This window comes from Neisseria blantyrii (assembly GCF_962747855.1).
GTDB lineage: Bacteria > Pseudomonadota > Gammaproteobacteria > Burkholderiales > Neisseriaceae > Neisseria > Neisseria viridiae.
In genome coordinates this window covers 21,251-46,368 of record NZ_CAUIZY010000012.1, presented here as the reverse complement: position 1 = coordinate 46,368, position 25,118 = coordinate 21,251, and the positions used below count along the sequence as shown (strand labels likewise).

Sequence of the window (25,118 nt, the reverse complement as noted above, 5' to 3'; positions counted from 1 at the left end):
ATCCGCATTTTTTGAGCCGCCTTTATGCCGCACGCCCTCGTCCTCCAATTTCTCTCCGCCGAAGCCCTGCCTTCCGACTTCCCCTCACGCCTGCCCGAACCTGATTACGCCGATGAAAAGCGTATGCGTTTTATCGTTGAAGAAGGGTTTTCTTTAAGCGAGGCGGACGCGGCGTTGCTTGGCAGCCGTCAAATCGACCACGCCGTTTTGCCGGATATGGATTTTGACGAACTCGGTTTAATTGTCAGCGATATGGATTCGACGCTGATAACCATCGAATGCGTCGATGAAATTGCGGCAGGCGTGGGTTTAAAAGACAAAGTAGCGGAAATTACCGAGCGTTCGATGCGCGGCGAACTCGATTTCGAACAGTCTTTACGCAGCCGCGTTGCGCTGTTGGCGGGATTGGACGAACAGATTTTGGCGGATGTTTATGAAAACGTTTTGAAGCTCTCGCCTGGTGCGGAATTTTTGTTGGACGAATGCAAAAGGCACGATGTGAAATTCCTGCTGGTGTCCGGCGGGTTCACATTTTTTACCGAAAGGCTGCAACAACGACTCGGCTTCGAATACCAACACGCCAATGTTTTGGAAATTGAAAACGGCAGGTTGACCGGCCGTCTGAAAGGCAGAATCATCGACGCGCAGGCAAAGGCGGATTTATTGCGCGAATACCGCAGCCTCCTCGGATTGCAGCCGCATCAGGTGTTGGCGATGGGCGACGGTGCGAACGATATTCTGATGCTCAAAGAAGCCGGCGTAGGCGTGGCTTACCGCGCCAAACCGAAAGCGCAAGCAGCCGCCGATGCCTGTATCAACTTCGGCGGTTTGGAGCGTGTACGCGGCCTGTTCGGATAGGCGGATAGGAAACGGATGCCGTCTGAAAAACGTGTTCAGACGGCATTTGAACGGCAGGAACGACAGTGGGACGCAAGAAACTTTGGTTTGCTCTGGCAGCAGCGGGCGTTATCGGCGGTTTGGTCGGCATTGTGCTGACGGAACTGATGCACTTCATACAACATACAGCATACGGTTATAGCGCGGACGGCGTGTACACTTCGTTCCGCGAAGGCGTGGCACAGGCTTCCGGTATGCGGCGCGTTGCCGTGCTGACGCTGTGCGGCGCGGTCGCAGGAGTCGGCTGGTGGCTGCTCAAACGTTTCGGCAAACCGCTCATCGGAATCAAGACGGCATTGAAGCAGCCTTTGCAGGGGCTACCGTTTCTGACGACGGTTTTTCATGTTCTGCTGCAAATCATAACGGTCGGACTTGGTTCGCCGCTCGGACGGGAAGTCGCGCCACGCGAAATGACTGCCGCGTTTGCTTCCGCAGGCGGCAAACGCTTGGGTTTGGATGAAGGCGAAATGCGCCTCTTGATTGCGTGCGCCTCGGGCGCGGGCTTGGCGGCGGTGTATAACGTGCCGCTCGCCTCCACGCTGTTTATCCTCGAAGCCATGCTGGGCGTGTGGACGCAGCAGGCCGTCGCCGCCGCATTGCTGACTTCCGTCATCGCCACCGCCGTCGCGCGCATCGGCTTAGGCGACGTGCAGCAATATCATCCCGCCAACCTTACCGTCAGCACCTCATTACTTTGGTTTTCCGCCGTCATCGGCCCGATACTGGGCGCAACCGCCGTCTTTTTCCAGCGCACAGCCCAAAAGTTTCCCTTTATCAAGCGCGACAATATTAGAATCATTCTCTTGGCAGTCTGCATGTTTGCGCTCATCGGCGTGATTTCTGTTTGGTTTCCCGAAATTTTGGGCAACGGCAAAGCAGGCAACCAACTGACTTTTGGCGGTTTGACCGACTGGCAATACAGCCTTGAGCTGACCGCCGTCAAATGGCTGGTCGTCTTGATGGCGCTGGCGGCAGGCGCATACGGCGGCCTGATTACGCCGTCCATGATGCTCGGCAGCACCATTTCTTTTGCAGCCGCCGCCGCGTGGAACAGCGTTTTCCCCGAAATGCCGTCTGAAAGCGCGGCAGTCGTCGGAGCCGCCGTTTTCCTCGGCGTTTCCCTCAATATGCCTCTGACCGCCGCCGTCTTTGTTTTGGAACTCACCTACGCCCCCGCCGCTTTGTTGATGCCTTTATGTACGGGTATGGCGGGCGCGGTATGGACGGCAAGGAAAATGGGATGTAAATAACCGAAGGCAAAATGCCGTCTGAAACCGGTTTTCAGACGGCATTTCTTTGTAAATTGTCAACAATATCTGCAAAAACCTACTGCCGGAAAGTGGAAAATAGCGGATAATACCGCCCCGACAACATTACCGTTTCTCATCCCAACGTCAGAAAAAGGAAATCCCTATGCCTTCCATCAAACGCGCCCTGATCAGCCTGTCCGACAAGGCAGGCGCGGTCGAATTTGCCCAAACCCTGCACAAGCTCGGTGTCGAAATCCTCTCCACCGGCGGCACGGCGAAACTGCTTGCCGATGCGGGCGTTCCCGTGATTGAAGTTGCCGACTATACCGGTTTTCCCGAAATGCTCGACGGCCGCGTGAAAACCCTGCATCCGAAAATCCACGGCGGCATCCTTGGCCGTCGCGATTTAGACGAGCACGTCGCCAAGATGGAAGAACACGGCATCGGCAATATTGATTTAGTGTGCGTCAATCTTTACCCCTTCGCCGCCACCATCGCCAAACCAAACTGCACGCTGGAAGACGCGATTGAAAACATCGACATCGGCGGCCCGACCATGGTGCGCTCCGCCGCGAAAAACTGGAAACACGTCGCCATCGTTACCGATACTGCCGACTTCCCCGCCATCGCCGCCGAGCTCGAAGCCAACAACGGCGCGTTGAGCGACAAAACCCGTTTCAACCTCTCACGCAAGGCGTTCAGCCATACCGCCCAATACGACGGCATGATTTCCAACTACCTGACCTCACTTTCAGACGACGTTTTGAGCGGAGAGCCTGAAATCGGCGAATTTCCAAGCCAGTTCAACCAAAGCTGGATTAAAGTGCAAGACATGCGCTACGGCGAAAACCCGCATCAGCGCGCCGCGTTCTACCGCGATATTGACCCCGCCGCAGGCAGCCTCGCCGCCTACAAACAGCTGCAAGGCAAAGAATTGTCGTACAACAACATCGCCGATGCCGATGCCGCATGGGAAGCCGTCAAATCCTTTGACGCACCAGCCTGCGTGATTGTGAAGCACGCCAATCCTTGCGGCGTAGCCGTTGCAGCCGATACCTTGACCGCCTACAAACTCGCCTACGCCACCGACACCACCAGCGCGTTCGGCGGCATCATCGCCTTCAACCGCGAAGTGGACGGCGCAACCGTGCAACAGATTACCGACAATCAGTTTATGGAAGTCTTGATGGCACCGAAGTTCACCGCCGAAGCCCTCGAAATCGCCGCTGCCAAGAAAAACGTGCGCGTATTGCAAATTTCTCTAACAACCCCGCTCGAAGCAGGTGCGAACCGCTTTGAACTCAAACGCGTCGGCGGCGGATTGTTGGTACAAACGCCCGACATTCACCGCCCCAACCGCGCCGATTTGAAAGTCGTTTCCAAACGCCAACCGACCGAGCAAGAATGGAACGACCTGATGTTTGTCTGGAACGTCGCAAAATACGTCAAATCTAACGCCATCGTGTTCGGCAAAGGCGGTCAAACCTACGGCATCGGCGCAGGCCAAATGAGCCGCGTGGACAGCACCCGCATCGCCGCCCGCAAAGCGCAAGATGCCAATCTCGACCTCAACGGCGCATGTGCCGCTTCCGATGCCTTCTTCCCATTCCGCGACGGCGTGGACGTGATTGCCGAACAAGGCATCAAAGCCATCATCCACCCCGCAGGTTCGATGCGCGATCAGGAAGTCTTTGACGCGGCAGACGAACACGGCATTGCGATGGTCGTAACCGGCGTGCGCCACTTCCGCCATTAATGCAGATAAACAAGGCAATGCCGTCTGAAATCCGAAAACACGGGTTTCAGACGGCATTTTGTTTGATGTTCCGAACAGACAATCCGCCTGAAACAAAATGTGCGGCAGCATTTCGAACTTCCGTAAACGGCAAAACACCCGATACGTTCTGACGGTTTATGTTTCAGACGGCATCGGTTTCCCTACAAACCGAACACCGCCGTATCGCCGCAACCTTGGCGCACCAGTTCCGTGCCGTCGGTCATATCGACGACGGTGGTCGGCTCGGTTCCGCACCAGCCGCCGTCAATCACCAAATCGACGGCGTGTTCCAAACGGTCGCGGATTTCATAAGGGTCGGTCAGCGGTTCACCGTCTTCGGGCAACATCAGGGTACAGCTTAAAAGCGGCTCGCCCAACTCCTCCAGCAGGGCTTGTGCAATGGCATTATCGGGAATACGCAGCCCGATGGTTTTGCGTTTCGGGTGCAGGGTGCGCGCCGGCACATCCTTCGTCGCCTGCAAGATAAAGGTATAAGGTCCGGGTGTGGCGGCTTTAAGCTGACGAAACTGTACGTTGTCGATTTTGGCATATGTACCCAACTCGCTCAAATCGGCACAGACCAGTGTCAGATGGTGTTTCTGATCGATTTTGCGGATGGAGAGTATGCGTTCCATCGCCGCCTTATCGCCGAGTTTGCAGCCCAAGGCGTAACACGAATCAGTCGGATAAACCACCACGCCGCCTTGATTGACGATTTCGACCGCCTGCTTGATAAGGCGTTCTTGGGGGTTGTCGGGATGAACGGCGAAAAATTGTGCCATAGTTTGTATCCTTATCGTCATGTTTTCCGTATTGTACGCCCAAACAAAATGCCGTCTGAACAGTTCAGACAGCATTTTTAATATCGAATCAATCAGCCCAAATACCAGAATTTCAGTGCCCACAATACAGCAACAACCCATACCATAGGCGGCACGTCCCCAGTCCGGCGACACAAAAATTTGACCACGGCATAGCTGATGAAGCCGAAGGCGATGCCGTCTGCAATCGAATAGGTAAACGGCATGAAGACGATAGTCAGGAACGCGGGCGCGGCTTCAGTCATATCGTCCCAATCAATGTCCCTCGCACTGCGGAGCATTTGCGTACCAACATAAAGCAGGGCGGGTGCAGTAGCAAAAGCGGGAACACTTTTCGCCAACGGAGAAAACATCAGGCAGGCGAGCATCAATACGCCGACGGTAACCGCCGTCAGGCCTGTCCGGCCTCCTGCCGATACGCCCGCCGCACTTTCCACATAGGGCGTCGTCGAAGAAGTACCCAAAGCCGCACCCGCCACAATAGCGGTTGAATCGGCCAACAGTGCGCGCTTCAGACGCGGCAGCTTACCGTCCACCAGAAGTCCGGCACGATGCGATACACCGACCAGTGTTCCGGTACTGTCAAACAGATCGACCAGGAAAAAGACGAAAATCACGCTGACCATGCTGACGGTAAACAACCCTTTAAAATCCATCTGCATAAAAGTCGGCGCAATACTCGGCATTTCACCTATTACCCCGTGGAATTCATTCAAACCCATCAGGCTGGCGATAACGGTAATGGTCAAGATGGTAATGATAATTGCACCTTGAATGCGGAAGTATCCCAAAACAACCACCATAGCAAAACCGAACAGTGCCAACAACGCAGACGGTTGATGAATATCGCCCAAACCGACCAAGGTTGCCGGATTGGCAACGATAATGCCTGCGCCTTTCAGGGAAATCAGTGCCAAAAACAAACCAATACCGGCGGCAATCGACATTTTCAAACCCATAGGCAGTGCGTTGACCAGCATTTCCCTGACTTTAAAAAAGCTGAACAGGATGAAAATCAGACCGGAGATGAACACCGCACCCAACGCAACCTGCCAAGGCACGCCCATACCCTTAACGACAGCAAAGGTGAAATAGGCATTCAGCCCCATCCCCGGTGCGAGTGCAATCGGATAGTTGCCGACAAAACCCATAACAAAACAGCCGATGGCAGACGCGATACAGGTGGCGACGAATACCGCCCCCATATCCATGCCGGTTTCACCCAAAATCAACGGGTTGACGATAACGATGTAGCACATCGTCAAAAATGTCGTCAAACCCGCCATCAATTCGGTGCGAACCGTTGTACCGTTTGCCCGAAGATTGAAAATCCTGTCCAACAGTGTTTGTTTTGAAGTGTCCATATCTGAAAGTCTGTATCAAGTGGAAAAATCTAAATCCGCCGACCGCAAACCGTACGGAATTGCAACATCTTGAAAAACATACCTCCCAAACCGGACAAACCGGTTCGGGAGGCAATGGGTTTACGGCACACGGAGCATCATTTGTCTGAATTGTACTGACGGCGCAAAATCGCAGGGATTTCAAAGTCGTCAAGTACGGACTGATTGTCGAAATCCGCTGCTGTCAGATTCATGGTGCGGATACCGCGATTGGTGCGGATCATACCTTCGACATTGTGGCTTTGCTCCTGCTTGGACGGGGCAACTGGTTCTACCTCCCTTGCCGGAGCAGGATCGACCGCGCCTTTTTCTTTCAGACCGGTAGCGATAATGGTAATCCGGATGGCATCTTCGCTCATGGTCTCGTCTTCAGCAGCACCGAATTTGCATTCCAAATCGGGATGCGCGCTTTGGTTGACGATTTTCATGACTTCAGACAACTCGGACATTTTCAGGCAACCCGGAGCAGTCGTAATATTGACCAGCACACCGCGCGCACCATCCAAAGTTACATCGTCCAGCAGCGGACTGGAAATGGCCTGGTCGGTCGCCATACGCGCACGGTCGATACCTTGGGCATAACCCGAACCCATCATAGCGATACCGCGATTGCTCATCACGGTTTTCACGTCGGCAAAGTCGAGGTTGATGATTTCGCTCGGACAGGTAACGACTTCGGAAATGCCGGCAACCGCATCGCGCAATACATTGTCGGCGGCGCGGAAGGCTTCACGCATGGTTACGTCTTCACCCAATGCAGTCATCAGTTTGTCGTTCGGGATGATGATCAGCGAATCGACGTGTTCTTTCAACTGTTCCAACCCTGCTTGTGCCACATGGACGCGTTTGCCTTCATAAGAAAACGGACGGGTAACTACGGCAACGGTCAGAATGCCCAAAGACTTGGCAATCTCAGCAACAACCGGCGCGGAACCAGTGCCGGTACCGCCGCCCATGCCGGTCGTAATAAAGAGCATGTTTGCACCGCGAATGGCTTCTTCAATGGCTTCCCTATCCTCTTGGGCGGCCGCGCGGCCGATATCGGGATTGGCACCCGCACCCAAACCGCGTGTCAGATTCGTACCCAATTGGATTCTCTTCGCCGCATGGTTTTTTGCCAAAGACTGTGCATCCGTATTGGCACTGATAAACTCCACACCGCGCACATTGTTGGCAACCATGTTGTTGATTGCATTGCAACCGCCGCCACCCAAGCCGATTACTTTAATTACCGCAGGGCTGACTGCCGATTCTGCCACGTCGTAAACAAATTCCATTCAAAAACTCCTGCTCGCCCCGTTCAGAGGACGGTTTAAATAAATCATTATTTATTATATAAGAAGTATCTTGCTGCTGGCAAAATACTTCTCACCTGTCAAACAGCAATCCACCTGTTCAGAGGTTGTTTTCAATCCACCGCTTCAATCTTGCCAACAAACCGCCGCCCTCTTCCCTCTCTTGCACTGCACCGTTTTCCGGCTGCGGCAAGTTTCCTTCCAGCTTGCGTGCTGCATGAAGCAGCCCGATAGCGGTAGAAAAGCGCGGTGTGCGGACACGGTCGGATAAACCGCCCATTTCTTGGGGCGCACCGGTGCGTACAGGCAGATCGAAGATTTTTTCGGCAAATTCCACAATCCCGGTCATCATGGACACACCGCCGGTCAGAACGATACCCGCATTCAGCACTTCTTTGGGGAAACCCGATTTTTGCAGCTCGCCCAGCACTACGCCAAAAATCTCCTGAATGCGTGCGCTGATGATTGCTGCCAAAACCTTACTGGAAACCTGACGCGATGTCCGGTCACCCACGCCCGGAACTTCAATCATCTCACCCAAGCCTTCCGTATCGCATGATGCCACGCCATAATGGATTTTAATGTACTCGGCGGCATCGAGAGGTGTTCTCAACGATTTGGACAAATCTTTGGTAATCAGATTACCACCGGCCGGGATGACGGACGTATGGCGGATGGCGCCGTTCATATAAACGGCAATATCGGTCGTTCCGCCACCAATGTCGATGACGCATACGCCGAGGTCTTTTTCATCTTCAGTCAGCACCGCCTGCCCGCTTGCCAACGGCTGAAGCATGATTTGATCGCTTTTCAAGCCGCACCGCTCGATACATTTTTGGACATTCTGCACTGCCGTACTTGCACCGGTAATGATGTGCACCCGCGTATCCAGACGCACTCCGCTCATACCGATGGGCTCCCTCACGCCAAGTTGGGTGTCGATAATGTAGTCTTGAACCACGGCATCGAGAATTTTTTGATCGGGCGGGATATTGATTGCCTTTGCCGTTTCAATGGCGCGGTCGATGTCTGCCTGCGTTACTTCCCCGTCTTTGATTTTAACCACACCTTGCGAATTGAGGCTGCGGATGTGGTTGCCTGCGATACCTGTGGTAACGCGGGTAATTTTGGTATCCGCCATCAGCTCGGCATCATTGACCGCCTGCCTGATGGCTTGGACGGTGGCATCGATATTGGTTACCATGCCCGCGCGCAAGCCCCGTGAAGGAGCCTGCCCCAAACCGACGATGTTGATTTTGTCGTCATCTTGAACTTCCCCGATCAGTGCGAGGACTTTAGACGTACCGATATCCAGTACGCTGATATATCTTTTCTGCTGTTCCATTGTTCGTCTGCTCTTAAAACTGATTGAAATTTGCGCCGCACCGTTTCAGACGGCACGGCCGTAATCTGTCCGATACCTGTTCCCACTATTCTTCGGATTCTTTTTCGGGTAAACCGTCGGGAGCATAGCGGACTGAAAATCCGTCCTTATACCTCATATCCACATAGGATAACCGATTTTTATTTTTACGCAACAGATGCTGCCACGCTTCGGTAAAAAGCCGGAGGCGTTTCATCTCGTTTTCCCGTCCAAGCCTGACAGTAATGCCGTTGTCCAAAACGACATTCCACGCCGAACGCGCCGTATAGGTCATCTCTTTGATACCCAAACCCTGTTTTGCCAAAACAGTCGAAAATTCGTCATAACGGCGGAGCATTTCGGCAGACGTTCCCTCACCGCCTCTGAATACCGGCATTCCGGGTCTGTCCAAACGGGCTTCAAAAACATTGCCTTCGCCGTCCACCAAGGCACGGTCGCCCCAACGTGCAACCGGCTTGCGCTCGGTCAGGACGACCTCAACCGTATCGGGAAAACGGCGGCGCACCATGGCAGAAGCAATCCACGGATATCGGCGGTAGGCCTCCTGTACTCCATTGATATCCGCCCTCAATATATTTCCATGAATATATTTTTTTGCCAAAACGCCCAGTTCTTTTTGATTGGAATAAACCAAATCACCCTTTAATGATACCTGCTTAACAGGAAGATAATTTGAATTATAAAACCAAACGAATCCCGACAAAGCCAGCAACACCGCCACAATAACAAGCAGCCAGCGCGTCAGCCGTCCCATTGCTTCAGCATTATCCCACATGTGCGGTCTTCAGAATTTCAATGCATAAATCGGCAAAATCCACGCCTGTCCGGGCGGCGGATTTCGGTACTAAACTGTGGCTCGTCATGCCGGGCAACGTATTGATTTCCAATAAGTACAGCTTACCGTCGGTATCTCTGAGGAAATCGACACGCACGCAGCCTTCTGCCCCGATTGCCTGCGCCCCGCGAACTGCCAACGCGCGCATCAGGTTTTCTTCAGCCTCGCTCAAGTCTTCGGACGGACATTGATAAACAGTGTCGTCGCGGTTGTATTTGGCTTCGTAGTCATAAAACTCGGTCGCGGGGATGATGTGTATGCTGGGCAGGCCTTTGCCGTTCAACACAGGGCAGGAATATTCGCCGCCGCCGATAAACCGTTCGGCAATGATTTCGCCTTGAAGGTGCTTCAATTCTTCGTACACGCTTTTCAGACGGCCTTTTTCTTTCACTTTCACCACGCCGACGCTACTGCCTTCGGCTGCCGGTTTAACGAACATGGGCAAACCGAGCTGCTGCTCGACAGCATCGAAGTCAGAGTCTTCATGTAAAACGGCGAACTCAGGAACAGGCAACCCCAAGGCTTGCCAAATCAGCTTGCAACGGTATTTGTCCATACCGATGGCGGAAGCGGCAACACCGCTGCCGGTATAAGGAATGCCCAACAATTCCAACGCACCCTGAACGGCACCGTCTTCGCCGTAGGTACCGTGGAGGATATTGAAAGCAGTTTGGAAACCTTGGTCTTTCAATTCCGCCAAGGGCGTTTCTTTAGGGTCGAAGGCGTGTGCGTCTATGCCTTTGCTTTTTAAGGCATTCAAAATGGCGGCACCGCTATCCAGCGAAATTTCGCGTTCGCTGGAAAAGCCGCCCATCAATACGGCTACTTTGCCAAAATTCTGCATTGTTTTTGTTCTTTCTTGATTACTTCATTTTTTGATACAGGTCGTCTGAAAACGAATCGGGTTTTCAGACGACCTTAATCTTGCTTGCCCACCCGATGGAACATCGCTTCATCGGGCGGCTATCGCGGCATCACGATAAAATTTCCGCCTCAGGCTTTTTTCGACAACTCCAGCATCGCGGCAGGAACACGGTTGATGCTGCCTGCACCCATATTCAACACGATGTCGCCGTCCTGTAAAACGTTCAACAGCATTTCAGGCAAGTCGGCGACGTTTTCGCAGTAAATCGGCTCGAGTTTGCCCAATACGCGGATGGCGCGGGCAAGGGCGCGGGAGTCGGCGGCAGCAATAGGCTCTTCACCGGCGGCATAAACTTCAGTCAACACCAACGCGTCAACGGTATTGAGAACTTTGGTGAAGTCTTCGAACAAATCACGCGTGCGGGTATAGCGGTGCGGCTGGAAGGCGAGTACCAAACGTTTTTCCGGATACGCGCCGCGTGCGGCGGCGAGAGTTGCCGCCATTTCAACAGGATGGTGTCCGTAATCGTCCACCAAGAGCGCGGTCCCGCCGTTTGGCAACTTGATGTCGCCGTATTTTTGGAAGCGGCGGCCGACACCCTCAAAGTCAAGCAGCCCTTTTTGGATCGCTTCGACGGATGCGCCGACTTCAAGTGCCACGCCGATGGCTGCCAATGCGTTCAGCACGTTGTGTCTGCCGGGCATATTCAAAACAACTTCAAACGGCTCCTGCTCATGTCCTTTCATTTGGACATGGACGGTAAACTTCATTTGCGCGCCGACGTTTTCGATGTCGGTGGCGTAGATGTCGGCGGTATCGTCCAAACCGTAAGTAGCATAAGGTTTGCTCACTTTGGGCAAAATCGCGCGGACGTGCTCGCTGTCGATACACAAAAAGGCTTTGCCGTAGAAGGGCATCCGGTGGATAAAGTCGATAAACGCCTGATGCAGTTTTTCAACGCTGTGCCCGTAGGTATCCATATGGTCTTCATCGATATTGGTCACGACGGACATAATCGGGGTCAAATGTAGGAAGGACGCATCGGACTCGTCGGCTTCGGCGACGATGTATTCGCCTTTGCCCAAGCGGGCGTTGGTACCTGCGGCATTGAGTTTGCCGCCGATAACAAAAGTGGGGTCTAGACCTGCCGCGCCGAGGATAGAGGCGGTCAGGCTGGTGGTCGTGGTTTTGCCGTGCGTACCGGCAATGGCGATGCCGTCGCGGAAGCGCATCAGTTCCGCCAGCATCAGGGCGCGGGGAATGACGGGGATTTGCTGCTCCAGCGCAGCGACAACTTCGGGATTTTCTTTTTTGACGGCGGTAGAGGTAACGACAACATCCGCACCGTTAACGTGTTCTGCGGTATGGCCGGGATAAACTTGAATGCCCAGGCTGCTCAAATGCTCGGTAGCGGCATTTCGCACCTGATCCGAACCGGAAACTTTAAAGCCCAAATTGTGTAAGACTTCGGCGATACCGCTCATGCCGACGCCGCCGATACCGACAAAATGGATGTTGGTAACTCGATTTTTCATCATAATGTTGCGTTCCGGTGGATTTCGATGCGTAAAGGCGTTATTTTAAAGGGCTATCCGCTTCTACGCCATAGTTTTCTTATAAATTACAGATGTTTCAGCATACAGGATTTCATATCGATGGCAATATAGTTAAAAATAAGGCTGCACTCGGCGGCAAACCCTGCTTTCCTACCCATTTTCAAACTCGATTTCACATACCGAAACACCCGAAAAAAACAAAATATAAGGCCGTCTGAAACCGGTTTCGTGGTTTTCAGACGGCATCTGTTTCGTTTATCGCATCATGTCATCATGCCGTACACTCGATAGCGGCTTCCGCCACGTCGTCCGCACTGTGCGGCAGCGCCAACGTACGGGCGTTTTCTGCCCATTTAAGGCATTTCTCGCGGTTTAAGCCGCCGAGAATCTCAGCGAGTTTTTCCGCTGTCAACTGACTTTGCGGCAACAGCAATCCCGCCTCCGCCTGCACCATAAAACGTGCGTTGGCGGTTTGATGGTCATCAACGGCGTGAGGATACGGCACTAACAACGCACCCAACCCTGCCGCAGTCAACTCGGCAATCGTCAGCGCGCCGGCACGGCAAATCACCAAATCGGCATCGCGGTAGGCGGACACCATGTCGGTAATAAATTCCACGCATTCCGCTTGCACGCCCAGCACGTCGTAATCCGCCTGCAAGCTGCCCAGCTTACCCCGGCCTGACTGGTGATACATCTGCGGACGCGCATTGTCGGGCAGCAAAGCCAATGCCTGCGGTACGGTTTTGTTCAAAACGTCTGCACCCAAACTGCCGCCGACCACCAAAATTTTCAGACGGCCTTCACGCCCTTGGAAGCGTTCGGCAGGCACGGGCAGTTTGGCAATATCGGCGCGGACGGGGTTGCCGACCAAGCCGCCTTCGTGGTTAAACGCTTTGGGGAAGGCGTACAACACCCGTTTCGCCCAGCGCGACAGGTGGCGGTTGGACAAACCGGCCACGGCGTTTTGCTCGTGAATCACAATCGGCACGCCCAATAGCTTCGCCGCCAAACCGCCGGGGAAGGTAACGAAACCGCCGAAGCCGATGACGCACTCGACACGGTGTTTGCGGATAATCCGCTGCGCCTCGCGGACGGTTTGATACAAAGTAAACGGCAGCATCAGCTTGCGTTTGATGCCGTTGCCGCGAACGCCCTTAATCGCCAGCGTTTCAAGCGGAATATCGTATTGCGGCACGATACGCTCTTCCATCGAATCCTTACTGCCCAGCCAAATCACATGATGGCCGCGCGCGCGCAACGAATCCGCCACCGCCAGCGCAGGGAAAATATGACCGCCGGTACCGCCCGCCATCAGCATGAAGGTTTTACCGCCCATGATTTACTCCTCTTGGTAACCGCGCATTTTACGGCGGTTTTCATAATCGATGCGCAACAGCAGCATAATACTGAAAAACATTACCCCCACTGCCGAACCGCCGTAAGAAATCAGCGGCAGCGTCAGACCTTTGGTCGGCAACGCGCCGATATTCACGCCGATATTGAAGAAACTTTGGATACCGATCCAAATGCCGATACCCGAAGCGATATAGGCGTTGAAAGTCAAACCCAAATCGCGCGACTGCTTGCCGATGGAAAACGCCCGCACCACCAGCCAGCCGTAACAGAACACCAGCACACACATACCGAAGAAACCAAATTCTTCGGCAATAATGGCGAAAATAAAATCGGTATGCGCTTCCGGCAGAAACCCGCGTTTGCTCAAACTTGCCCCCAAACCCATGCCGAACCAGTCGCCTCGTCCGATCGCCATCAGCGACTGGGTAAGCTGATAGCCTGTGTTCTGTTTGTCCTGCCAAGGGTCGAGAAAGGTCAGCACCCTTTGCATACGGTAAGGGGCGGCGGCAATCATCAGTGCCATCCCACTCAAAACACTGCCCACCAGAATGAAAAAATATTTCCACGGCAAACCCGCAAGGAACAGCAACCCGACAGTAATGACGGTAATCACGACAAACGAACCGAAATCCGGCTGGAACATCACCAGCGTCAAGCCGAAGGCCACCAGCATGATAGGCAGAATAATCGACCGGAAGCGGTTATACATTTCTTTGGTTTCGCGGCGCGCCTGAGGATTGGTGAAGGACATCGCCAGATTGGCCGTCCCCCGCCAAATCGACCGCCAGCCGAGGTGTTCCATACTGCGCAACACTTCTTCGCGGCGGGTAAACAGGCTGGCCAGATACAAGATGACCGCCAACTTAAATAACTCGGTCGGTTGGAAATTGACTATCACCAAGGGAATCCAACGTTTCGCACCATTGACTTCATTGCCGACAAGCAGCACAGCAACCAACAACATAACTGAACCGGCGAATATCCACGGCACCAGCCACCGCCACGTTTTCATCTTCAAAAGGCTAAAGCAACCGCATAAGAACGCACTGCCGGCGGCAAATGCCGCCTGTTTGCCGACATAGCCGAATTGGCTGCCGCCTTCGCGTACCGCCGAATCCACCGAAGCCGAATAAATCATCAGCAGGCTGAATACCGTCATCAACACCAACATCCACAAAAGCGGCGTGTCGAATTTCCTGCCGTCGCGCACAATCTGCCTGTCGAGCAGCAGAGTGTGGACACCGTCGCCCACTTTTACCAATACTTCCGAAATCTTCAAAAAAACCACCTGTCATTCTGTTTGCATCTGCCGCAAAGGGCAAAAATTTCAGACGGCAGACAATGCCGTCCGAACATACGATACATCCCCAATCAATATTCTAAATCTTTACTTCCCGCCCAACAATGACGGCGTTTGCGTTTCAGACGGCATCACAAAGCCTTGAACGCTTCGATAAACACTTCCGAACGGTGCGCGTAGCCTTTGAACATATCAAAGCTCGCGCAGGCGGGGCTGAGCAGCACAATATCGCCCGCTTCGGCTCGGGCGTATGCCGTCTGAACCGCTTCTTCCAAAGTGGCGCAGTCGGTCATATTCAAGCCGCAGCCGTCCAAATCGCGGCGGATTTGCGGCGCATCGACGCCGATCAGGAACACGCCTTTTGCCTTGCCGGCAAGCGCGTCGCGCAGAGGCGTGAAGTCCTGCCCTTTGCCCATGCCGCCCAAAATCACGAAGAGCGGATTTTGCAAACCGGCAATCGCGGCGGCAGTCGCACCGACGTTCGTGCCTTTGCTGTCGTCGATGAATACCACGCCATTTTTCTCACCGATTTTTTCCACGCGGTGCGGCAGGCCTTGGAAGGTTTTGACGTGTTCGAGCAATGCTTCGCGCTGCAAACCGACAGCCTCGCACAAGGCAACGGCAGCCATCACGTTGGCAGCGTTGTGTAAGCCTTGTAACGGAATGTCTTGTGTGGCAATCAAATCTTCATTGCCTTGTTTCAGGCGGCCTGTCTCACGTTCCAACCAAAAATCAGCTTCGTGTTCCAACGAAAACCATTTTACCTCGCGCCCTGCCCGTTTCATCGCGCGACAGAACGCATCATCCGCATTCAAAACCTGCACGCCATCGCCACGGAAAATCTTGTCCTTGGTATGCGCATAGTCGAGCAAGTCGTCGTAGCGGTCGAGATGGTCTTCGGAAATGTTCAGCACCGTCGCCGCAGTCGGGCGCAGACTTTCAGTGTTTTCCAGTTGGAAGCTGGAAAGCTCCAACACCCACACGTCCGCTTTTTTGCCTTCACGCTGCAATTCCGCCTCCAAAACCGGCGTGCCGATATTGCCCGCGATAACAGTATCCAGCCCGCACTTGATGCAAAGATAGCCGACCAGGCTTGTTACCGTGGTTTTGCCGTTGCTGCCCGTAATCGCAATCACCTTGTCGCCGCGGCGGTTCACAATGTCCGCCAGCAATTCGATGTCGCCCAACACGCACCCGCCGTTTTGCTTGAACGCCTCAATATCCGGCTGACGCTCGCTGATGCCGGGACTGAGCGCCAGAATATCGAAACCGTTGGAGAGCGCATCTTTCAGACGGCCCGTGTAAAACACCAGCCCGTCAAATGTCTTACCGATTTGCGACACGCGCTCCGGTTTCAGCTCCGCATCATAAGCGGCAACCTCCGCGCCGTTTTTGCGCAGGTAGGCAATCATGGAAATACCCGTGCCGCCGAGTCCGGCGACGAGGATTTTTTTGTTTTGGAAAGTCATGTTGGTTTTGTCCTAAAACAAATCATATTGAGCAGGAAGATGTCCGCTCCTACTCAAGCCGCTTTCAGACGGCATCGCGGGCTGTTCAATAACCCGCCTTCAGGCGTTGGTAATTGTCGCAGCCGTCTTGGTTTCCGTTGTCGCAAGCCTTACCGTACCATTCTTGGGCAAGGGCGAGGTCTTGGAGCACGCCTTGCCCTTGTTCATACATCACACCCAAATTATTTTGGGCATCGGCATACTCTTGTTCTGCAGCCTTGCGATACCACTGCACTGCCTGTGCATCGTCTTGACGGACTCCTCGCCCATTGTCATACATCACACCCAAATTGAATTGGGCTCTGGCAAGCCCTTGTTCTGCCGCCTTGCGATACCACTGCACTGCCTGTGCATCGTCTTGACGGACTCCTCGCCCTTGTGCATACATATCGCCCAAATAACTTTGGGCTTGAGCATCCCCTTGTTCTGCAGCCCTACGATACCACTGCACTGCCTGTGCATCGTCTTGACGGACTCCTCGCCCTTGTGCATACATCGCACCCAAATTATTTTGGGCTTGGGCTAACCCTTGTTCTGCTGCCTTGCGAAACCAATGCACTGCCTGTGCATTGTCTTGACGGACTCCTTCGCCTTTGTAATACATCAGGCCCAAATCCGATTGGGCTTGGGCTAACCCTTGTTCTGCCGCCTTGCGATACCACTGCACTGCCTGTACATCGTCTTGACGGACTCCTTGCCCGTTGTCATACATCACACCCAAATTATATTGGGCACCGGCATACCCTTGTTCTGCCGCCTTGCGATACCACTGCACTGCCTGTGCATAGTCTTGACGGACGCCTTCGCCTTCGTAATACATCACACCCAAACCGAATTGGGCAGTGGCAACCCCTTGTTCTGCAGCCTTGCGAAACCACTGCGCTGCCTGTGCATCGTCTTGACGGACTCCTTGCCCGTTGGCATACATCAAGCCCAAATTAAATTGGGCTTTAGCATTCCCTTGCTCTGCAGACTTGCGAAACCACTGCGTTGCCTGTGCATCGTCTTGACGGACTCCTTGCCCGTTGGCATACATCCAACCCAAATTTAATTGGGCTTGAGCATTCCCTTGCTCCGCAGCTTGGAGCGTTTCCTGAAAATCCGATACGTCATCGTCATCCGCCCACACCGCTTGGTTCAAGCCCAAGGCAATCAGGGCGGCGGCAAGCCATTTGACTGTCTGTTTCATGGTTTTACTCCTGTTTCAGTATAAGGCGGGTTTCAGCCGCCGTTAACGATAAGGCGGGGCGGATTGCCGCCGCAGGTTTATTGCGCGTTCAAATGCCGTCTGAAAGGTGTTCAGACGGCATAGGTTCAGCGGATTTTGAGGGTACTCAAGCCGATTAACACTAAGACGATGGTGATAATCCAAAAGCGGACGACGACTTGGGTTTCTTTCCAGCCTTTTTGTTCGTAGTGGTGGTGGATGGGAGCCATCAGGAAGATGCGTTTTTTGGTTTTCTTGTACCAGCCGACTTGAAGCATAACGGATACGGCTTCTACGACGAACAGACCGCCCATAATCACTAAAACAAATTCTTGACGGACGATGACGGCAACGGTACCGAGTGCCGCACCCAATGCCAGCGCGCCGACGTCGCCCATAAAGACTTGCGCGGGATAGGCGTTGAACCACAAAAATCCGAGACACGCGCCACACATGGCGGTGCAGAATATAGCGACTTCGTTCGCACCGGCGACATAGGGAAGCTGGAGATATTGGGAAAATTGGTAGTGTCCGCTGGCGTAGGCGAAAATGGCGAGGCCGGCGGCAACGAGGACGACGGGGAAGGCGGCCAGGCCGTCCAAGCCGTCGGTAAGGTTGACGGCATTGGATGTGCCGACGATGGTCAGGTAGGACAATACCAAGAAGCCAACTACGCCAAGCGGCAAGGCAACTTGTTTGAAGAAGGGAACAATCAGGATATTGTTGGCGGAATTTGTCGCAAGGTAGAACAACGCCAAGCCGGCAATGATGGCGACGCTCGACTGCCACACCATTTTGAATTTGGCGGAAACACCGTTGGGGTCTTTATAAACCACTTTACGCCAGTCGTCGTAAAAACCGAGTGCGCCCGTGGCAAGCAATACACCCAAGAGAATCCAAATATACGGGTTTGCCCAGTTGCCCCACAAGATTGTGGATACGGTAATGGCGGTCAAAATCAACGAGCCGCCCATGGTTGGCGTGCCGTTTTTGACGAGGTGGGTTTGCGGGCCGTCGGTACGCACTGCCTGCCCGCATTTGAGCGCGGTCAGCCTGCGTATCGTCCACGGGCCGAACACCAGGGAAAACACCAAGGCGGTCAACGCCGCCATGACGGCGCGGAATGTGGTGTATTGAAAAATATTCAGACCGGTTAACCAGTTGCTGAAATGTGCGAGCCATAAAAACATGGGGCTTCCTTTTTTTGTTTTTGTCGTTACATGGGCTTGCGCCCGTTTGAGGTTGGCTTGCCGTCCGACAAGGTTTCGGACGGCTTTTGCAGATTAACGTGCAGGGACTTTCTCAATCACGCAAATCGGGTAACTCCCCGGATTTTTACCGCCGCCCAAGTCTAAACATAAATCTTCATAAAGATACGCCTGCGTCCGCATTCCGGCATAAAACGCGCCGACCAGCGCGGCAATCAGCAATAAGGCTTTAAAAAAACGTCGGCTTTTCATTTTCAGACGGCCTCTTTATCCGTCAACGCCTCGACCACTTCTTCCATCTGCATAAAACGCGAACCTTTCACCAACACGGTGGCGCGTTCGGGCAAGTCGTGGCTCAACACTTGAATCAACGGGTCTTTGGCGGCGAACCACAAACCGTCCGCGCCAAATGTTTCCGCCGCTTCGACGCTGTTGTCGCCGACAAAATAAGCCGCTTCGATGCCTTGGTCTCGGGCGTACGCGCCGACTTCGGCGTGCATGGCTGCGGCCTCGTCCTCGCCAAGTTCGCCCATATCGCCCATCACGAAAATACGCGGCGCAGGCATACGCGCCAACACGTCAATCGCTGCCCTCATGCTGTCGGGATTCGCATTATAAGTATCGTCAATCAGGGTTGCGCCTTTGATGCCGGACTTGACATTCAGACGGCCTTTGATGTTGCTGAAGCCTTTTAAGCCTTCCGCCACATCGTTCAAACTCAAACCTGCCGCCAAAGCCAGCGCGGCAGCAGCAGCGGCGTTGTGGACATTGTGGCGGCCGGGAACGGGCAGTACCACGGCGGCGCGTTCGTTTCCGCACACCAAATCAAATTCGCACGACAAAGGTTTCAGCACGATGTTTTCCGCGTGGACATCGCCGCTATCGATGCCGAAAGTGCGCGTATTCAAATTAAGCGTTGCCGTTTTGAAGACAGCCATATTGGCATCTTCTTGAGGAATCAGTGCAATGCCGTCTGAACATAAACCTTGGTAAATCTCGCTTTTCGCTTTGGCAATATCGCCCACTCCGTCGAAACCGCAGCCGACATGGGCGCGCATGGCGTTGTTGACCAATGCGGCATCAGGTTTGGCAATTTGCGTTAAAACCGCCAGTTCGCCGAAATGGTTCATGCCCATTTCAATCACAGCATAGCGGTGTTTTTCGTTTAATTTCAACAAAGTCAGCGGCAATCCAATATGGTTGTTGAAATTACCCGCCGTCGCCAAAACGGCATCATCGCCGAAACGGCGGCGCAATACCGCAGCCAGCATCTCCTTCACCGTCGTCTTGCCGCCCGAGCCGGTAATGCCGAACACAAACGGGTTCACATTCTCACGCCACGCCTTCGCCAGCGTTTGCAACGCGGCAAGCGTGTCATCGACTTTCAACGCGCCGCCCAAAGCCGCGCAATCTTCGCGCGAAACCACAACCGCCGCCGCACCAGCAGCCAATACGTCTTCAACAAAATCATGCGCATCAAACCGCCCGCCCGCCAATGCGAAAAACACATCGCCTACGCGGATATCGCGGCTATCGGTTACGATGCGCGACACGGATTTGTTTTCAGACGGCATCGGAAGGCCGAGGGTCTGACAAATAAAATTAAGGTCTAGTGGTTTCATGATTGTGTTTCTTGTCCTTGTTCTAACGGCTCCACATTTTTATCCGTATTTTGGGAAACCATTTTTAAATGACGATAATTACGTCCTGCCAGCACAATAAAAAGAATAGCGGCAAAATTTACACCGACAGAAAGCTTATTTACCGTAAGGCTGAACCATAGTTTCAATACACTATCTATATAAAATACAAAAGAAAATACATCGTTTGCAAAAGCAATCTGCAATAAGCATGGCATGTACACATATGTCATTCTCTTAAAACCGACTTCACGGAATTTAAACGCATTCCATGCTGCAGACAACGCCAACACACCCAAAATGAAAAGTAAAATCCCAAAAAACACAGCCCATGCTATGTTGTTAATCAGTCCTTGCACACTCTGAATTGATGCCAGAATCAACCAAACCACGCCCTGCACAAAAGTCAGCCATGCCATAAATTTGCCGCTTTTGGGCAATTTTTTATATTCAGGAAATGTATTGGAAAACCAACTTTTCATACTACAAATCACTTTCTCTTATCAACTGCCGATTTTCCCGTACTGCTGGTAATCGGAAAAACACAATACAATGGTTTTACCGTTTTGGCGGTAGGGGTGGCAAAGGCTGTAATTGCCATCTTTTGCCTCATAACGTATTTCAATAGCCGATGACCTGCCCTTCTTTTACTCGCTCATGCAGGCGGATAAGGGCAAATTTATTCAGGTGGGCATAGTAATGCCACGCACCCGGCCCTTGAATACCGATAACTTTACCGCCCAATCGGTTGCGCCCGATTTTGGTCACGATGCCGGGCGTGGTACTGCGTATCGGCGTATTTTTCTTAGCAAAAATATCCACGCCTTCATGTCTGCGCCCCTGGCTACGCGCCGCGCCCCAAGTGTCGTCAAAACGCTTACCTTTAACGGGATTCGGCAGGCTTTGCTCGGCCGGAGGCTGTTGCGCCCTCAATTGTTCGATTTCGGCACTGGGGCGCGGAAGTTGTTTGGTGGCACAGCCTGCGAATAAAACTACGGCTGCACTGATTAATAAGGTTTTTGTCGGCATTTTCAGCATCAAATCGGTCTCCTTGTTGTTCAGACGGCCTTGTTAAAAAGTCTTCTGGAACAAACAACTGTGATGGGTTTAATGGCTGACGTGCCGTAATGCGTGTGTCGTTTTGCTTTTGTTTTGTATGGTTAAATCTTTTTCAGACGGCCTTAAGGTTTCGGGCCGTCTGAACATTTGTGATATGGTCTATCCGCGCTCTGCCAATGCTTTTTCTGCGATTTCAAAATCGGAGAAATGGTGTTTCACGCCTTGTACATCCTGATAGTTTTCATGTCCTTTACCGGCAATCAGAATGATGTCGTTCGCGGCAGCCTGCTCAACCGCATAACGGATGGCAACGGCACGATCAACCTTGACGCGTTCAGGATTAGGGACGGCAGGCAAAATATCGTTGATGATGTCTTGCGGATTTTCCAAGCGTGGGTTGTCGCTGGTTACGACGACTTTATCTGCACCCTGCACGGCTGCTGCGCCCATCAATGGGCGTTTGCCACGGTCGCGGTTGCCGCCACAACCGAATACGCACCATAAGGCCGCGCCCTGCGGTTTGATTTCCTGCAAGGTAGAGAGTGCTTTTTCCAATGCGTCAGGTGTATGGGCGTAATCGACGACGACCAGGGGCTTGCCGCTGTTCATGATGCAGTCCATGCGGCCTGAGGCGGGACGGATTTTTGCCAGTACATCCAATACTTTATCAAGCGGATAACCGTTGGCACAAAGCAAGGCGATGCAGGCGGCGAGGTTTTGCGCGTTGAACCGTCCGAGCAGACGGGTGCGGCATTTTCCTTCACCCCATGGGGTTTGGAATACGGCTTCCATGCCGTCTGAAGAAGCGGTGAAATCGGTAATGCGGATGTCGGCGTGTTCGCTGAAACCATAGCCGTAAACGGCTAAATCGGGACAGTCTTTTTTCAGACGGCCTGCGAGTTCTGCGCCGTATTCATCATCGACATTAATGATGGCGTGTTGCAGACCATGCCAGTAGAACAGGCGCGACTTGATGGCGCCGTAGGCTTCCATCGTGCCGTGGTAATCGAGGTGGTCGCGGGTGAGATTGGTAAAGATTGCGCTGCGGAATGGCACGCCGTTGACACGCGATTGGTCAAGGCCGTGGCTGGAGACTTCCATCGCGGCGGCTGTTGCGCCTTGTTGACGGAAACGGTATAGCAGGGTTTGGACATCGACGGGGGCGGGGGTGGTGTGCGTGGTTTCTTCCAATGCGCCCCAAAAGCCGTTGCCGACCGTGCCGATAATGGCGGTTTTTTCGCCCAATAAATCGGCAGCCTGCGCCAGCCATTGTGTGATGGAGGTTTTGCCGTTGGTGCCGGTTACGCCCCAGACTTTGAGGCCGTCTGAAACGTTGCCGTAAACTTGCGCCGCCAACATGCCGGCACGGTGTTTCAAATCCTTAATCCCTTGATTGGGGACTTTCCATTCGGGATTCCACGCGAATTTACCGTCGTCGTCCCAAAAAACAAAAGCCGCGCCGTTGGCAATGGCTGCGGGGATATAACTGCGGCCGTCGGTATATTCGCCCTGACAGGCAACGAAAATATCGCCTTGTTTGATTTGGCGGCTGTCTGAATGCAACAAACGCCCTGCTGCGTTTGCACACAGCAGAGGCGGAATGTTGGTTTCAGCTAAAGGGGTTAACTTGCTGAACATAAAATAATCTCGTTGATACTCGGATTAAGACGGTGTTTTGACGGCTGCAACATTATTAGTCAGGGGTTTGGTCGGGGAAACGCCCAAGATGTTCAGGCTGCCGCCCATGACTTGCTTAAAGACCGGTCCTGCCACTACGCCGCCGTAGTAACCGTTTGCAGTCGGCTCGTCGATGGTTACCGCCACAATCACACGCGGATTTTTAGCCGGGGCAAAACCGATGAAAGTGGCAACGTGTTTGTTATCGACGTATCGTCCGTTAACCAACTTACGCGCCGTACCGGTTTTTGCGCCGACGTCGAAACCATCTACCGCACCCGCCGTACCCGTACCGCCGGGTTCGGTTACAGAAACCATCAACTCACGCACCTGACGTGCGGTCGATGCTTTAAATATACGTTTGCCTTGCGGCGCAACCGCCTGCTTCTCAAAGCTGACCGGCAGCAAAACGCCGTCGTGCGTCAGCGCGGTATAGGTGCGTGCCAATTGCAGCATGCTCAATTGCAGGCCGTAACCGAAAGACATCGTCGCCTGTTCGATAGGCCGCCATTTCCGCCAATCGCGCAACACGCCCGCGCTTTCCCCCGGAAAGCCGGAATGCATACGCACACCGATGCCCAATTCATGATACAAATCATACATTTCTTTCGAACTAAATCGTGCAGACAGTTTGCTTGTACCGACATTGGAAGATTTCTGCATAATGCCGTGCACATCCAAAGAAGGGTAAACATGGGTATCGCGCACCGATGCCGGGCCGATTTTATAAGGCTGCGTATTCAATCTCTCGTTCAAATCGGTTTTGCCCGCATCCAATGCTTTTGCAATGACGAACGGCTTTATCGCCGAACCGGGCTCGATCATGTCGGTAACGGCACGGTTGCGCCGCTGTTCGCTGTCTGCATGGCCGGGCCTGTTGGGATCGTAGGCGGGCGTATTGGCCAAGGCGAGGATTTCCCCCGTGCGGGCATCCAAAACCACCACCGTTCCGGCTTTTGCCTGATGGTATTCGACCGCCTTGTTCAACTCTTCATAGGCCAAGGTCTGAATCCTCTGATCGAGGGAAAGGATGATGTCTTTGCCGTTTTGCGGGGCTTTATTGCGCGGGGAGTCCAAGCTGTCCACAATATTGCCCTGCCGGTCCCGCAAAACGACTTCCGCGCCGTCTTCGCCATGCAGGCTGTCTTCAAGCGAAAGTTCCAAACCTTCCTGACCTTTGCCGTCAATATCGGTAAATCCGATGACGTGTGCAAACAGGTTGCCCATCGGGTAATGGCGTTTTAATTCTTTTTCAAATACAAAGTTTTCCAAACCCAAGGCTTTGACCTCTTCGGCAACCTTGGGATCGAGCTGCCGCTTGATCCAAATAAACGACTTGCCTTTCTGTTCGAGTTTGTTCCTCAAAACATCAACCGGCACATCGACAAGCTCGGACAGGCGTTCCAATTGGGCGGCAGACGGCATTTCCTTCATATCTTTAGGCACGGCAAACAGGGACTCCGTCGGCGCACTCAACGCCAAAACCGCACCGTTCCGATCCGAAACCGTACCGCGTGTAGCCGGCAATGTTTGAGTCCGCACAATCCGGTTGTCGCCCTGTTCTTTCAAAAATTTATACGTTACCGTCTGCAGATACAGTCCGCGGGCAATCAGACCGGCAAACAAGACCGCCATTGCCATCAGGACGAAGCTGATTCGTCCGTTACTGGTCATCGGCTTTTTGGCCTGCTCTTCTTTGGGCAGCATCCGGGGCTTATATTCGCTCTTAATCAACATTTTTACTTCTCGTTATTATTATCCTGGACGCAGGAATCCGATTCCGGCACACAGGCTGCTTCTATCTTTGATGTTCCACCATAAAGGTATTGCCTGAAACCGGCGGATGGAGGTTTTGTTTTTCTGCCGCCGCCCTGATCGCTTCGTGGTTCGCCAAACGCGCCTGTTCGAGCCTCAGTTGCGCATAGTTCTGTTCCAAGGCGATTTCCTGTTTTTTCGCCTTGTCCAAAGCTGTGAAGTTGAGCCTGTACTGGTTTTGCTGCATCACAACGGAAAAAGCGGAAACGCACACCGCAAGCAGCAGAAGGAAATTCAATTTGTTCATTGCCGTTCAGACGTT

Annotated in this window: 21 protein-coding genes and 1 pseudogene; 3 read left to right on the top strand and 19 right to left on the bottom strand. The window is 53.3% G+C overall.

Going from position 1 to position 25,118, the window contains the following annotated elements; all coding sequences use genetic code 11:
• Window positions 1-24 precede the first annotated feature (24 nt).
• The 3 genes from serB to purH all read left to right on the top strand — a co-directional run bounded on the left by serB (window position 25) and on the right by purH (window position 3,903).
• The gene (gene serB / locus Q9J80_RS09335; RefSeq protein ID WP_304671561.1) at window positions 25-858 is read left to right on the top strand and encodes a phosphoserine phosphatase SerB; all 834 of its coding nucleotides are present in this window, start codon (window positions 25-27) and stop codon (window positions 856-858) included.
• A gap of 65 nt (window positions 859-923) precedes the next feature.
• A complete protein-coding gene (locus Q9J80_RS09330; protein WP_304671560.1) occupies window positions 924-2,147 on the top strand; it encodes a chloride channel protein in 1,224 nt (407 codons plus the stop codon).
• Window positions 2,148-2,310: 163 nt separating this feature from the next.
• Window positions 2,311-3,903, top strand: coding sequence for a bifunctional phosphoribosylaminoimidazolecarboxamide formyltransferase/IMP cyclohydrolase (gene purH / locus Q9J80_RS09325; RefSeq protein WP_304671559.1), 1,593 nt, complete (start codon window positions 2,311-2,313; stop codon window positions 3,901-3,903).
• A gap of 182 nt (window positions 3,904-4,085) precedes the next feature.
• Here the strand turns inward: purH and Q9J80_RS09320 are convergent, their stop codons facing one another.
• The 19 genes and pseudogenes from Q9J80_RS09320 to ftsL all read right to left on the bottom strand — a co-directional run bounded on the left by Q9J80_RS09320 (window position 4,086) and on the right by ftsL (window position 25,103).
• The gene (locus Q9J80_RS09320) at window positions 4,086-4,706 is read right to left on the bottom strand and encodes an L-threonylcarbamoyladenylate synthase (RefSeq protein ID WP_301673132.1); all 621 of its coding nucleotides are present in this window, start codon (window positions 4,704-4,706) and stop codon (window positions 4,086-4,088) included.
• Between the two features lie 92 nt (window positions 4,707-4,798).
• Window positions 4,799-6,109, bottom strand: coding sequence for an NCS2 family permease (locus Q9J80_RS09315; protein WP_301673133.1), 1,311 nt, complete (start codon window positions 6,107-6,109; stop codon window positions 4,799-4,801).
• A gap of 137 nt (window positions 6,110-6,246) precedes the next feature.
• The gene (gene ftsZ / locus Q9J80_RS09310) at window positions 6,247-7,425 is read right to left on the bottom strand and encodes a cell division protein FtsZ (RefSeq protein ID WP_107819919.1); all 1,179 of its coding nucleotides are present in this window, start codon (window positions 7,423-7,425) and stop codon (window positions 6,247-6,249) included.
• A 118-nt stretch (window positions 7,426-7,543) separates the two neighbouring features.
• Entirely contained in the window at window positions 7,544-8,788 is a 1,245-nt protein-coding gene (gene ftsA / locus Q9J80_RS09305; RefSeq protein WP_118792817.1) for a cell division protein FtsA, read from the bottom strand.
• An 85-nt stretch (window positions 8,789-8,873) separates the two neighbouring features.
• Window positions 8,874-9,602: a cell division protein FtsQ/DivIB gene (locus Q9J80_RS09300; protein ID WP_301673134.1), complete on the bottom strand. Its 729-nt coding sequence runs from the start codon at window positions 9,600-9,602 to the stop codon at window positions 8,874-8,876.
• The gene (locus Q9J80_RS09295) at window positions 9,592-10,506 is read right to left on the bottom strand and encodes a D-alanine--D-alanine ligase (RefSeq protein WP_301673135.1); all 915 of its coding nucleotides are present in this window, start codon (window positions 10,504-10,506) and stop codon (window positions 9,592-9,594) included. The genes Q9J80_RS09300 and Q9J80_RS09295 overlap by 11 nt, the downstream gene beginning before the upstream one ends.
• 149 nt (window positions 10,507-10,655) lie before the next feature.
• Window positions 10,656-12,065 (bottom strand): UDP-N-acetylmuramate--L-alanine ligase, encoded by a 1,410-nt coding sequence (gene murC, locus Q9J80_RS09290; protein ID WP_301673136.1) that lies wholly within the window; start codon window positions 12,063-12,065, stop codon window positions 10,656-10,658.
• Between the two features lie 289 nt (window positions 12,066-12,354).
• Window positions 12,355-13,422 (bottom strand): undecaprenyldiphospho-muramoylpentapeptide beta-N-acetylglucosaminyltransferase, encoded by a 1,068-nt coding sequence (murG, locus tag Q9J80_RS09285; RefSeq protein WP_301673137.1) that lies wholly within the window; start codon window positions 13,420-13,422, stop codon window positions 12,355-12,357.
• A 3-nt stretch (window positions 13,423-13,425) separates the two neighbouring features.
• Window positions 13,426-14,730: an FtsW/RodA/SpoVE family cell cycle protein gene (locus Q9J80_RS09280; RefSeq protein WP_301673138.1), complete on the bottom strand. Its 1,305-nt coding sequence runs from the start codon at window positions 14,728-14,730 to the stop codon at window positions 13,426-13,428.
• Between the two features lie 143 nt (window positions 14,731-14,873).
• Window positions 14,874-16,211, bottom strand: a complete 1,338-nt coding sequence (gene murD, locus Q9J80_RS09275; protein ID WP_304674173.1) for a UDP-N-acetylmuramoyl-L-alanine--D-glutamate ligase — start codon at window positions 16,209-16,211, stop codon at window positions 14,874-14,876.
• A gap of 85 nt (window positions 16,212-16,296) precedes the next feature.
• Entirely contained in the window at window positions 16,297-17,439 is a 1,143-nt protein-coding gene (locus tag Q9J80_RS09270; RefSeq protein WP_304673155.1) for an SEL1-like repeat protein, read from the bottom strand.
• Window positions 17,440-17,564: 125 nt separating this feature from the next.
• Window positions 17,565-18,647: a phospho-N-acetylmuramoyl-pentapeptide-transferase gene (mraY, locus tag Q9J80_RS09265; protein WP_301673141.1), complete on the bottom strand. Its 1,083-nt coding sequence runs from the start codon at window positions 18,645-18,647 to the stop codon at window positions 17,565-17,567.
• Between the two features lie 93 nt (window positions 18,648-18,740).
• Window positions 18,741-18,917, bottom strand: coding sequence for a hypothetical protein (locus Q9J80_RS09260; protein ID WP_002218790.1), 177 nt, complete (start codon window positions 18,915-18,917; stop codon window positions 18,741-18,743).
• Window positions 18,918-18,919: 2 nt separating this feature from the next.
• Window positions 18,920-20,287 (bottom strand): UDP-N-acetylmuramoyl-tripeptide--D-alanyl-D-alanine ligase, encoded by a 1,368-nt coding sequence (locus tag Q9J80_RS09255; protein ID WP_301673142.1) that lies wholly within the window; start codon window positions 20,285-20,287, stop codon window positions 18,920-18,922.
• The gene (locus tag Q9J80_RS09250; protein ID WP_301673143.1) at window positions 20,284-20,724 is read right to left on the bottom strand and encodes a hypothetical protein; all 441 of its coding nucleotides are present in this window, start codon (window positions 20,722-20,724) and stop codon (window positions 20,284-20,286) included. Before Q9J80_RS09250 ends, Q9J80_RS09255 begins: the two co-directional genes overlap by 4 nt.
• Before the next feature lie 205 nt (window positions 20,725-20,929).
• Window positions 20,930-21,343: pseudogene (locus tag Q9J80_RS09245) on the bottom strand (M23 family metallopeptidase); the annotation flags it as partial.
• Window positions 21,344-21,523: 180 nt separating this feature from the next.
• A complete protein-coding gene (locus Q9J80_RS09240) occupies window positions 21,524-23,002 on the bottom strand; it encodes a UDP-N-acetylmuramoyl-L-alanyl-D-glutamate--2,6-diaminopimelate ligase (RefSeq protein WP_304671556.1) in 1,479 nt (492 codons plus the stop codon).
• Window positions 23,003-23,026: 24 nt separating this feature from the next.
• Window positions 23,027-24,778, bottom strand: a complete 1,752-nt coding sequence (gene penA, locus Q9J80_RS09235; RefSeq protein ID WP_304671555.1) for a peptidoglycan D,D-transpeptidase PBP2 — start codon at window positions 24,776-24,778, stop codon at window positions 23,027-23,029.
• Between the two features lie 61 nt (window positions 24,779-24,839).
• Window positions 24,840-25,103, bottom strand: a complete 264-nt coding sequence (ftsL, locus tag Q9J80_RS09230) for a cell division protein FtsL (protein ID WP_082300428.1) — start codon at window positions 25,101-25,103, stop codon at window positions 24,840-24,842.
• Window positions 25,104-25,118: the final 15 nt, after the last annotated feature.

What these genes read in the sequence shown, in the direction of transcription:
- serB (WP_304671561.1), top strand. Translation starts at nt 25, where the DNA reads ATGCCGCACGCCCTCGTCCTCCAATTTCTCTCCGCCGAAGCCCTGCCT.
- purH (WP_304671559.1), top strand. Translation starts at nt 2,311, where the DNA reads ATGCCTTCCATCAAACGCGCCCTGATCAGCCTGTCCGACAAGGCAGGC.
- Q9J80_RS09320 (WP_301673132.1), bottom strand. Translation starts at nt 4,706, where the DNA reads ATGGCACAATTTTTCGCCGTTCATCCCGACAACCCCCAAGAACGCCTT.
- Q9J80_RS09315 (WP_301673133.1), bottom strand. Translation starts at nt 6,109, where the DNA reads ATGGACACTTCAAAACAAACACTGTTGGACAGGATTTTCAATCTTCGG.
- ftsZ (WP_107819919.1), bottom strand. Translation starts at nt 7,425, where the DNA reads ATGGAATTTGTTTACGACGTGGCAGAATCGGCAGTCAGCCCTGCGGTA.
- ftsA (WP_118792817.1), bottom strand. Translation starts at nt 8,788, where the DNA reads ATGGAACAGCAGAAAAGATATATCAGCGTACTGGATATCGGTACGTCT.
- Q9J80_RS09300 (WP_301673134.1), bottom strand. Translation starts at nt 9,602, where the DNA reads ATGTGGGATAATGCTGAAGCAATGGGACGGCTGACGCGCTGGCTGCTT.
- Q9J80_RS09295 (WP_301673135.1), bottom strand. Translation starts at nt 10,506, where the DNA reads ATGCAGAATTTTGGCAAAGTAGCCGTATTGATGGGCGGCTTTTCCAGC.
- murC (WP_301673136.1), bottom strand. Translation starts at nt 12,065, where the DNA reads ATGATGAAAAATCGAGTTACCAACATCCATTTTGTCGGTATCGGCGGC.
- murG (WP_301673137.1), bottom strand. Translation starts at nt 13,422, where the DNA reads ATGGGCGGTAAAACCTTCATGCTGATGGCGGGCGGTACCGGCGGTCAT.
- murD (WP_304674173.1), bottom strand. Translation starts at nt 16,211, where the DNA reads ATGACTTTCCAAAACAAAAAAATCCTCGTCGCCGGACTCGGCGGCACG.
- Q9J80_RS09270 (WP_304673155.1), bottom strand. Translation starts at nt 17,439, where the DNA reads ATGAAACAGACAGTCAAATGGCTTGCCGCCGCCCTGATTGCCTTGGGC.
- mraY (WP_301673141.1), bottom strand. Translation starts at nt 18,647, where the DNA reads ATGTTTTTATGGCTCGCACATTTCAGCAACTGGTTAACCGGTCTGAAT.
- Q9J80_RS09260 (WP_002218790.1), bottom strand. Translation starts at nt 18,917, where the DNA reads ATGAAAAGCCGACGTTTTTTTAAAGCCTTATTGCTGATTGCCGCGCTG.
- Q9J80_RS09255 (WP_301673142.1), bottom strand. Translation starts at nt 20,287, where the DNA reads ATGAAACCACTAGACCTTAATTTTATTTGTCAGACCCTCGGCCTTCCG.
- Q9J80_RS09250 (WP_301673143.1), bottom strand. Translation starts at nt 20,724, where the DNA reads ATGGCATGGCTGACTTTTGTGCAGGGCGTGGTTTGGTTGATTCTGGCA.
- Q9J80_RS09240 (WP_304671556.1), bottom strand. Translation starts at nt 23,002, where the DNA reads ATGTTCAGCAAGTTAACCCCTTTAGCTGAAACCAACATTCCGCCTCTG.
- penA (WP_304671555.1), bottom strand. Translation starts at nt 24,778, where the DNA reads ATGTTGATTAAGAGCGAATATAAGCCCCGGATGCTGCCCAAAGAAGAG.
- ftsL (WP_082300428.1), bottom strand. Translation starts at nt 25,103, where the DNA reads ATGAACAAATTGAATTTCCTTCTGCTGCTTGCGGTGTGCGTTTCCGCT.